A 10,262-nucleotide genomic window follows, 5' to 3' on the forward strand; every position below is an offset into this window, starting at 1 on the left:
GCCTCATTGTTCTTTTATTTATCCGTTAAGTCTAGCGTATCGTCATTCCCAACTTGATTGGGAATCGTAATACGATGGGCATTAGGGTTCCCGCCTGCGCGGGAATGACGATTATTTTTTATTCACTTAACTCAAACTCTTTATTAACCTCAGCTGTTCCAAAACCCAGTTTTGGCGCTGCTTTACTGGCAAATAACTTTTGATTATCCAAACGGATCGGGCTCACGGTTGTCTTTATTTTTTTGCCATCAGCTAAATCCAGTTCCTGCTCAATCTGCAGGCTTTTATAAGTATTCATGGCTGTAGCAGTTTGATAATTCAGTACTTCTGCGCACCAGATACCGTGACTTTCCAAAAGATCAAGCCAATGTTTTGTATTTTCTTTTTTAAAGGTTTCAGCCAGGCGGACAATTAATTTATCGCGGTTTTCGAAGGCTGAACCAGCTTCTACATATAGGTCAGTAATATCGCAATTAATGATCGCGCAGATATTTGGCAGGTTGCCCATGGCCATGGCAATATAACCGTCGTTGGTTTCGTACATGCCATAAGGAGCGCTTAAATAAGCGTGAGCGCTGCCTTTTGCTCCGCTTCTATCGGGCAATTTACCGCCATCATTTAAATATGTTGTGAGCACTTCAAACTGTACATCTAAAATGGATTCAAGCAAACTCACTTCAACCAGAACACTTTTATTGGTTTTTGCCCTTTTAATTAAAGCGGCCATAATGCCTTGCGCCAAATGGTTTCCGCACATAATATCCGATACGGAAAGTCCGAATGGAACCGGCCCGTCTACATCAACACCGGATAAAAATGTTAATCCGGAAACGGATTGTACCAGTAAATCCTGACCTGGCTTGTTTTTCCACGGACCTTCAGTTCCATAGCCGGTTACCACACCGTAAACAATTTTTGGATTGATGTTTTGAACATTTTGATAATCCAGGCCAATTTTCTCCATCACACCAGGGCGGAAATTATGTGTCATCACATCGGCTTTACTGATTAATTTCTTAAGCCTTTCTAAATCTTCCGGATTTTTTAAATCGGCAGTATAACTTTCTTTATTCCGGTTAATGGTATGAAAAAGCAGGCTGTCTTCATCTACAAAAAGATTTTTGATGGATAAAGATCTGCAAGCATCGCCTGTTTTAGGTCGTTCAATTTTGATTACACGGGCGCCTAAATCAGCCAGTTTTAAGCCTGCAGATGGTCCGGCCAAAAACTGGCAAAACTCTAAAATCAAAAGTCCTTCTAGCGGTCTGTTCATGATAACACTAAACTTTTAGATTGTAGATATAACTCATTCATGACTGATAAAACCTGAATTTCATCGCCTCCATTCATTAAATAATCGCGGACAACATCCCCCGCGTGATCTTGAAAATACATGGAGCCATGGTAACGCGGACGGAGAAATGCTCTTTGTAAAGCGGGTAAGGTACTTTGAAAATAATTATGACTCTGGCGGTTGACTTCTTCGTTTTTCCAGGCGGCTAAATGCCCTGGCTGACCGCCGCTTTCGAAAAATAAAGTAGACTGACAGGCCGGTGAACCCACAAATTCTACATATTTGGCAGCAATCTCCAACGCTTCGCATTTAGCAGAAATGGCTAAACCTGTTCCACCCAATGTACTTCTCAGGTTGGTTTTACCATCTAAAGAAATCATGTCGTGAAAATGCAGGTTTTTGCGTGCATAACCATTTCTCGAGTAATTGGAATAGCCATAAGCAAAAGGACAATAAGCAATTTCATCGCTTAAAGTCATGGCTTCATAAATCTGAATCGGGTTTCTGCTGAAATTAGCTTTATCAATTTTCGACGCCAGCTCGCGGTACATTTTCAAAACTTTTATTCCGATTTCAGTTGAAATTACTTCGTTATCATTTTGGCAGGGATCTTCGCCCAAAGAGCAGCAAAGGGTATAAAAATTCATTAACACATCAATTGGAATGCCTGCAAAAGCAACTAAACCTTTATCGGCTAATACGAGTAGATCTTCGAATGATTTTGGCAATTGTAATCCTTTTTCGGCGAGTAAATCCGGTCGCGATGCCGCCACTGGTGTTGCTGCATCTATGGGTAAAGCCCAGAGGTGTTCATCATAGAAATAACTTTCGTAAGATTGACCTACGGAATTTTCTTCCTGATCTTTTAGATAATCAGCAGAAAGATAAAGATCTAAAGGCACTATGGATTTTGTTTTTGCGGCAAAACCAGCCCATGGATGATCGATCACCAAAAGGTCAAAACGCTCTGCCAATTCCTGGATGGAAAAATCGGCAAATTGCTGCAGGCTTCTTTTTTCCCAGGTAATGTGCACATTGGGATGTAATTCGGAAAAACGCTGTGCTGTTGCTACCATCGGCAAAAGCCCACGACTGTGGTTCCAGGTTATTCCTTTTAAGTTAATTATCTTCTCCACTTTATTTTCTCTTTTGTTTTTCTGTCATTCTGAACGCAGTGAAAAATCCCTGACCTATCTTACAGAACCTTTACATTAGTTACTGCCTGAGCAGAGCTTGTTTCTTATCGTTTGCAGATTCTTCGTTTCCTCAGAATGACAATGCCTTTTATTGTTTTCTTTTTATTTTCTTAGCCGTTTTAATTATAATCGACGAAGGCGACAAACCATTGGATGTTGCCCTTAACTTAATTGTTCCTGCTTTTTCTGTTGATTGCAGTATGGCTAAACATAAACCATGAAATGCTTTGCGGTAATTCGCTTTAAAAGGTTCTAAACTGGCCTGAAATCCATTGTCGACGCCTGCAATAAAGCCATTTCCTTCTACTTTGAAATCGACTAAGTTATCGGCGTTGGGAACTACATTTCCTGCTGCATCCAAAATGCGAACGGTAATGAAAGATAAATCCTTGCCGTCGGCTTTGATGTTTTTTCTATCAGCAATTAATTCAATTTTGGCAGGTGCTCCTGCAGTTTTTACCTCACGGACCAATACTTCTTTCCCGTTTTTACGCGAAACAGCTTTTAATGTCCCCGCTTCGAAATTGACGTTCCAAAGCACATGTAAATCATCGCCCTGTTTTGATTTTTTACCTAGCGATTTTCCGTTGAGGTACAATTCCACTTCATCGGCATTGTTGTAATAAGCCCAAACTTCAACCGATTTGCCCTTTTCCCAGTTCCAGTGTGGTAAAATATGTAACACGGGTTTATTGGTCCACTCGCTTTGATACATGTAATAAGAATCTTTCGGGAAACCTGCTAAATCAACAATTCCGAAATAAGAACTTCTGGCCGGCCATGGGTAAGGTAAAGGTTCGCCCAGGTAATCAAAACCTGTCCAAACAAATAAACCAGATACATGATCATATTTTTTAGCTTCCTTCCAGGTTTCTTCGTGAGTTGATCCCCAATAGGCAGAAACATTATCATAAGCAGATGCCGACCATTCTTTGTTACCTGCTGTAAATTTCGTTTTACCATCTTTTGGCCAACGGCGGATGGTATCTGCAGTATCATAAAATCCCCTTGTTTCAAGCGCTGAGGTAGTTTCAGTAGCTAAAAATTTAAAGCCAGGATAATTTTTTGGAAAGTCTTTATAAAGTTTATGGTTATAATTTAAGCCGTAAACATCTAGTGCATTGGCCTGATAGATAAAATTCTTTTCGACCTTTGTTTCCGTCAGCGCCGAAATTACCGGTCGGGTGTTATCCAGGTTTTTAACGATTCCGACCAACTCTTTGGTCAATGCAATGCCTGTACTGTCAAACTGCTCACGGATTTCGTTGCCAATGCTCCAAAGGATAATAGATGGATGGTTGCGGTCGCGTTTAACCATATCTTCCAGATCAGCTTTATGCCATTCAGGAAAATTCAGGTGATAATCATTTTTGGTTTTTTTCTTCGCCCACATATCAAAAGCTTCATCCATGACTAAAAAGCCCATTTTATCGCATAAATTTAAAAACTCAGGTGCCGGTGGATTATGAGCGGTACGGATGGCATTTACCCCCATGGCTTTCATGATTTCGAGCTGGCGTTCCATCGCACGGACATTCACTGCAGCGCCTAAAGCACCTAAATCGTGATGCAGGCAAACACCCAGGATTTTCATCGGTTTTCCATTTAAGGAGAAACCCTTTATTGCATCAAAATTGAATCTCCGGATCCCAAAAGTGGTACTTTGTGTATCTATAATTTTATTTTCCGAATCAATAATTTTAACCAGTAAAGTATATAAATAAGGTCTTTCTACCGACCATAATTCGGGTTTATTGATGAGCAGATTTGATACAATTTTACCGGTATTGTCTTCAATAATATCTTCTTTTATAAGGTGTTTTAAAACCTGTTTTCCATCCTTATTTTGTACAGAGATTTCGATCTTGTACTTTTTAGTCTTATACAAAGATTTATTTATAAAATCAATACGAGGAGCTATAAAACCTACTGTTTGCCCAGGCTGCAAATTACCCCCATCAGTCGATTCTCCGAAATCGCCACTTACAAAACCCGCTTTAACAAAAACGCCATGTTCTTTTATGGCAACTTTAGCAGTTGAGGTTAACCATACATTTCTATAAATTCCTGAGCCTGAATACCAGCGCGAATCTGGTTGGGCTGAATTATCAACCTTAACAGCAATGATGTTTTTTCCAGATTTCAGGAATTTGCTGATTTCGTAAGAAAACGAACTGTAACCATAAGGTCTTTTGCCTAAATATTGTCCGTTTACCCAAACTTCACTGTTTTTATACACGCCATCAAATTCGATGGTGATTAATCTATCCTTAAAATTAGCCGGGGCGGTAAATTCTTTTCTGTACCAGCCAATTCCGGTGGGTAAGCCGCCCCCTTCGGGTTTGGCAGGGTTTTTCTCATCGAATTTTCCTTCGATACTCCAATCGTGAGGCAAGGTTAATTTGCGCCATTTAAGATCGTTATATGCTGGAGATTTTGCATTTGGTTCGTCCCCTAAAAAGAATTTCCAATCTTTGTTAAAGCTGGTTCTGATGCGGGGTTCCGGCGTGGCCGTCATTTCGACCGCAGTGGAGAAATCTATGTAATGTTTATTTATGCCAGTATTAAAGATTTCTCTCCCGAATATTCGGGACTGCGCTTCAGTCGAAATGACGATCGATGGATATTTCGCTTCGCAATGAAGTGATGCAAATAATGCGAAAATAGTCAGCACAAAAATCCAATATGTAAATTGAGTTATCTTCATGTTATTTCTTTGTTTCGCTTACAAAATCCAACTTACTTTTACCTAAATCTTTCGAAGTTGCTACTGCAATTCCACGCTGGTCCTGTTTGTTTACCGCACAATAAAAATGATAAACTACACCTTTATACTTTAAAACAAATGATTTATGTGCGTACAACTCATCGTATTTTTCTGAAGATTCAATCAGGTTATCGCCTGTCCAATCGGTCCAGTTAATCAGGTCTTTTGAAACCGCGAAACGATTAAAAGATCCCTTTCGATCCTGCCAGAAAGCTCCGAAGTAAAACATGACATAGGCATTGCCAATCTGTTGTAATACAGCATCTCCTGTTATGCCGACAGGATGATGAACGACAGGGTTTTTATTAAACCGCTGCCAATGAATCATGTCCTCAGAAACTGCCATACCGATGCGTTCATACCAGCGTGTTTTTTTGTTATTCACCAACGAATCACCCACAGCATTGTAATACATCACAAAGCGGTGCCCGGTTAATCTTTTCTGATCTTCGATCACTGTGCTTTTAAAAAGTTTGTTGCGGTTTTCCCACCAACGCACATCTTTATCTAACGAACTTAAAACAGGTTTTTCTAATCGGCTCCACTCCTGTACTACCGAAGGATGTTTATTGGTATAAGCCATCGCGATGGATAAAGGCTCCACCTCATAACCTTTTTCTTTCCCCCCGAAATACGACATCCAATATTTACCATCAAATTGATTTACCCCGTAACTTCCACCCCATTTTATATCAAGCAAAGCATTGTAGCCGGCTTTTTGGTTATCGTCCCAGTTGCCGGCATCAGCAAAAGACATCAGTTTTCCCTGGTTTTCCCAGTGCAACAGGTCTTTGCTTTTTGCCAGCCAGGTTTCATAACCGCGACCGCTGAAAATTAGATAAGTCATGTACCAATCTTTGCCTTTTTTAAACACAGTCGGACAATCCATTTTATGGTCTTTATCCTCAGGAACCAATACCAAACCATATTTATAAGGCGTTTTAACTTCCTGGTAAATTTTTTCCATCTCCGCTGGAGAGATGGTTTGATTTTGCTGTGCGCTTGATTTAAAAGCCCAAACAAAAAGGAGAATCATGATGTTTATCTTTCTCATTTGTACTTTAAATTAAATCTGTAAAAGCCTGAGCCAATAGCCACTTTGGTTTTGCCGTTTTCCATCCCTGCATTGGTAAATGATGCATGATTTTCTTCTGAAAGTTCAGCTTTTGGCAATGCCGGAAAATAAACTACAGCCCTGGTATTTACCGGAATATTAACTTCCAGCGTGAAATTTTTATCTGTTTTCTCCCATTTGGTCGATATTTTGCCATAAGGTGAATTGTAGTTTACGTTGGCTGAAGTTAAATCCCCTACAATTTCTGGTTCTATTTTTATTTGCTTAAAAGCAATCGAATTTCCTTCCTGACGGATACCGCCAACACCGCTATATAACCATTCCATTAAATGTCCGAGCATAAAATGATTGTTGGAAACTGTTGGTAAAGCCGCCCACGATTCGGTTAAAGCAGTAGCACCTTTAGCGATTTGCATGCCATAACCTGGTACATCCGAGCGGCTGTTCATGTCAAAAATCACGTCCGATAGGCCTGCATCTTCCAAAACGCGCAGTACATAACGGTAACCAATATCGCCCGCCGTTAAACTGTTTTTCCTGTCGCGGATATCTTTAACCAGGTTGTCGATTACTACGCTTTTATCCTCTTCTGCAACTAAACCCATATAAATGGCCATGGCATTTGCAGCCTGCGAACCCGTTGCATATTGTTTGGTTTTATCATCAAAAAACTGGTTGTTAAATGCTTTTTTCACCTCAGCGGCAAGTTTGGAATAAGTAATAGCATCTGCTTTTTTACCCAAAAGTGTGGCCATTTTTGCTAATATTTTTAAATCATAATGGTAAATCGCCGTTCCGGTAACGCCCATTGGGGTGAGTTGTGAAACGCCCGGCGGTTTTGGTCCTAAATCGTACCAATCGCCCAAACCCTGAGATAGAATATGGTTATTTGCTTTTGTAACTAAGTAATTGATATAACGCTGCATCATCGGGTAATAATCAGCCATAGCCTGTTTATCGCCATACCATTGGTACAGGTACCATGGCATTAAAATACCACTACTGCCCCATTCTGGCGAATCGCGGAACATATCTCCGCCCCATTCAAATTTCACATATTCGGGTGCAATTTCCGGGATCAATCCACTGGCTAACTGCGAGTTTTTCATGTCCTGCAATGCTTTTTTGAAAAGCGGCGCAGCATTATAATTGTAGCGTACAGAGCTGCCCATTAAGTGCAGTTCTTCTAACCAGCCTAATTTTTCGCGGTGCGGACAATCGGTAAATACGCTCACCATGTTGCTCCTGATCGACCAATCGATCAGACTGTAGGTTTTATTGAATAAATTGTTCGAAGAGGAGAAATTACCAACCTTTTCGGCCGCATTTCTAATGTGTAAAGCTTTTAAATCTTCAATAACTGCTTTGCCAGAGGTATTTTCTTTTCCTGCTGGTACAGCTCCTTTAACCTGCAGGTAGCGGAACCCAGTGTAAAAGAATTTTGGTCGCCAGGTTTCTAAACCACCGCCTTTTAAAATGTAAGTGAAATAAGATGGACCACCGATATTTTTTTGCGTAACAGAACCATCAGCTTTCAATAATTCGGATGGTGTAATTCGGATGGTATCGCCTTTTTTGCCACGCACTTTTAATTCTATTATGGCCGAAGCATTTTGCCCCATATCATAAACCCATTCATTATTGGCTACAGCAGTAAAGTTTTGAGCAGAGAAATTTTCAAAAATTTTAACAGGTTCTTCTTTTTGTGCATTCAGCTTCGGTCCATCAACCAATAAGGCCGCTTTCCAGTTTTTATCATTAAAACCGTTTAAATTCCAGCCTTTTTGTTCCAGATTGGCATTATAATCCTCGCCTCCGTAAATACTCGAAAAGGTAACCGGCGATGGGGCAGTTTTCCAGCGCTGATCACTGATAATATTTGCTGCGCTTCCATCAGTATATTCTACCAACACGCGGCAGATCATTTTTGGATAGCCAAAAGCCACTTTTAATTTTCTATACCTGTCCTTAACAGGTGGAATGTAATAAAAACCGTTGCCTAGCATTACGCCAATGGCATTTTCGCCTTTTCTAAGCTGTTTGGAAATGTCGTAGGTAACATATAAAGCTTCTTTGTCGTATTTTGTCCAGCCTGGCGCCAGAAAATCATCGCCAACTTTTTCGCCATTTAAACTCATTTCAAAATGACCCAAACCAGAAATAAAAGCCGTTGCCTTTTTAACAGTTTTGGTTACAGCAAACCTTTTGCGGAACATTGGTAAAATGTTATTGGCGTTGTATTTATCTTTTTTACCATCTGTTGGGAGCGTATTTACATTTGAATCAGCAAGCTTCTCATAAGCAATCCATTTAGTGTTTTTCCAATCGGCTGTATTTAATAAACCCATTTGCCAATAGGCTTGATTACTCCATTCTGATGTGTTTCCGAAATTATCCCAAACACGCAGCTTCCAATAATATGTTTTGGTTGATAATAGCTTAACACCTTTGTAAGTGATCTGTATAGATTGAGCTGAATTTACCTTTTTAGTATCCCAAATATCGCCAATGTTCTTTTTCAGGTTTGTGGGATTACTGGAGACCAAAATCTGATAAGCGGTTTGCATCACATTGTGTTTGGATGACTGTAATTTCCAGCTTAAATTAGGACTAGGTAAATCGATACCAATCGGATTATTTCTATAAGCACAAGTCAGATCAACCACTTTAATGTCCTGCGCGAAAAGCGGAATAGCCAACAGATAAAGCCAAGAAAAAATCAGAAATCTGCTCATTATCCTTTGGTTAGCATTGCGAAATTTTTACGCAAAAGCAATGGTTAAATTTTGGTTTATAAATGGTTAATTGATACCTTAATCTTATTAATTAATCGATTTTCGGGACGATTCAATTAATAAAACAGTGTCAATTCAAATATAAATGTTTTTTTTAAATATGAAAACATATATTCGTATTTAAATTACAAAATCTTCCCGTCGATAAATAGGAAAGCATTTTGTATGTTTGAAATTGTAAAAATTACGCTACAGCCAAATTTAAACCTGTATGAACGAAAAGGAATCGAAGTACCAGGCCCCTGCTTTAGATAAGGGACTTGATATATTGGAGTATTTATCTGCACAATCTATCCCACTGTCGCAAACAGAAATTGCAATCGGTATTGAGAAAACACCAAACGAAATTTACCGGATGTTAATGAGTTTGGAAAGCCGCGGTTATATTCTGCGTGATGAAGTTTCGGGTAAATACAGGCTTTCGCTAAAGCTTTTTTACCTTTCGCACAGGCACTCACCTATTGATGAGTTGCGCAAAGCAGCACAATTTCCGTTGGAAGAACTCGCCAATACGATCCGTCAATCCTGCCATTTAAGTATTTTGTACATGAACCAGGTGATGGTAATTATCCATGCTAAAAGTCCGGGGCCTATTGCACTTTCTATTGAGGAAGGAAACTTATTTCCATTGCCATTAACCGCATCAGGAAAGGTTTTATTGGCTTACATGCAGGACGATGAGCGGAATACTACCTTAAAAAACAATGTTATTTTTAAAAAATACCCTAAAGCCCAGCAAGAAGATTTCTTGACTTCATTGGAAGATATTCAGCAAACGGGTTCGTATTTCAAAAACAGTGATTCAGTGTCGGGTGTAACCGATCTTTCGGTACCAATTGGCATTAACGGCAATAATGGAATCATCGCCTGTTTAACCATTTCGATGTTAAATGCGATTAATGTAGATCAGGCGATCGAAAATGATGTGATACTGGCTGAGGCGGAGAAATGCGTTAAGAAAATTGAGCAAAGGATTGGGGTTTAGGCCCCTATATCCAAACCTATCAGGTTTTTGAAACCTGATAGGTTTATCGTCATTGCGAGGAGAATGACGAAGCAATCTTAAAGCGATTGCTATAACCCATAGTAGTAAGATTGCTTCGTCGGCTGAAAAAGCCTTCTCGCCATGACGACT

At 39.7% G+C, this 10,262-nt stretch carries 6 protein-coding genes; 1 reads left to right on the forward strand and 5 read right to left on the reverse strand.

The window, feature by feature from the left end; all coding sequences use genetic code 11:
• Positions 1 to 118: 118 nt before the first annotated feature.
• From U859_RS0102975 to U859_RS0102995, 5 genes are all read right to left on the reverse strand, one after another.
• Entirely contained in the window at positions 119 to 1,273 is a 1,155-nt protein-coding gene (locus tag U859_RS0102975; RefSeq protein WP_025141954.1) for a CaiB/BaiF CoA transferase family protein, read from the reverse strand.
• Positions 1,270 to 2,430 carry an ABC transporter substrate-binding protein gene (locus tag U859_RS0102980; RefSeq protein WP_025141955.1) on the reverse strand — a complete coding sequence of 387 codons (1,161 nt, stop codon included), beginning with the start codon at positions 2,428 to 2,430 and terminating at the stop codon, positions 1,270 to 1,272. The genes U859_RS0102975 and U859_RS0102980 overlap by 4 nt, the downstream gene beginning before the upstream one ends.
• 148 nt (positions 2,431 to 2,578) lie before the next feature.
• A complete protein-coding gene (locus U859_RS0102985; RefSeq protein ID WP_240183002.1) occupies positions 2,579 to 5,197 on the reverse strand; it encodes a glycoside hydrolase family 2 TIM barrel-domain containing protein in 2,619 nt (872 codons plus the stop codon).
• A 1-nt stretch (position 5,198) separates the two neighbouring features.
• The gene (locus tag U859_RS0102990) at positions 5,199 to 6,311 is read right to left on the reverse strand and encodes a glycosylase (RefSeq protein ID WP_025141957.1); all 1,113 of its coding nucleotides are present in this window, start codon (positions 6,309 to 6,311) and stop codon (positions 5,199 to 5,201) included.
• The gene (locus U859_RS0102995; protein ID WP_025141958.1) at positions 6,308 to 9,067 is read right to left on the reverse strand and encodes a family 78 glycoside hydrolase catalytic domain; all 2,760 of its coding nucleotides are present in this window, start codon (positions 9,065 to 9,067) and stop codon (positions 6,308 to 6,310) included. Before U859_RS0102995 ends, U859_RS0102990 begins: the two co-directional genes overlap by 4 nt.
• Before the next feature lie 271 nt (positions 9,068 to 9,338).
• Between U859_RS0102995 and U859_RS0103000 the strand changes: the two genes are divergently transcribed.
• Complete coding sequence (locus U859_RS0103000) at positions 9,339 to 10,112, forward strand: IclR family transcriptional regulator (RefSeq protein ID WP_025141959.1); 774 nt, start codon at positions 9,339 to 9,341, stop codon at positions 10,110 to 10,112.
• Positions 10,113 to 10,262 lie beyond the last annotated feature (150 nt).

It is taken from the genome of Pedobacter jeongneungensis, from assembly GCF_000633455.1.
In the GTDB taxonomy this organism is placed as follows: Bacteria; Bacteroidota; Bacteroidia; order Sphingobacteriales; family Sphingobacteriaceae; genus Pedobacter; species Pedobacter jeongneungensis_A.

What these genes read in the sequence shown, in the direction of transcription:
- U859_RS0103000 (WP_025141959.1), top strand. Translation starts at nt 9,339, where the DNA reads ATGAACGAAAAGGAATCGAAGTACCAGGCCCCTGCTTTAGATAAGGGA.
- U859_RS0102985 (WP_240183002.1), bottom strand. Translation starts at nt 5,197, where the DNA reads ATGAAGATAACTCAATTTACATATTGGATTTTTGTGCTGACTATTTTC.
- U859_RS0102975 (WP_025141954.1), bottom strand. Translation starts at nt 1,273, where the DNA reads ATGAACAGACCGCTAGAAGGACTTTTGATTTTAGAGTTTTGCCAGTTT.
- U859_RS0102990 (WP_025141957.1), bottom strand. Translation starts at nt 6,311, where the DNA reads ATGAGAAAGATAAACATCATGATTCTCCTTTTTGTTTGGGCTTTTAAA.
- U859_RS0102995 (WP_025141958.1), bottom strand. Translation starts at nt 9,067, where the DNA reads ATGAGCAGATTTCTGATTTTTTCTTGGCTTTATCTGTTGGCTATTCCG.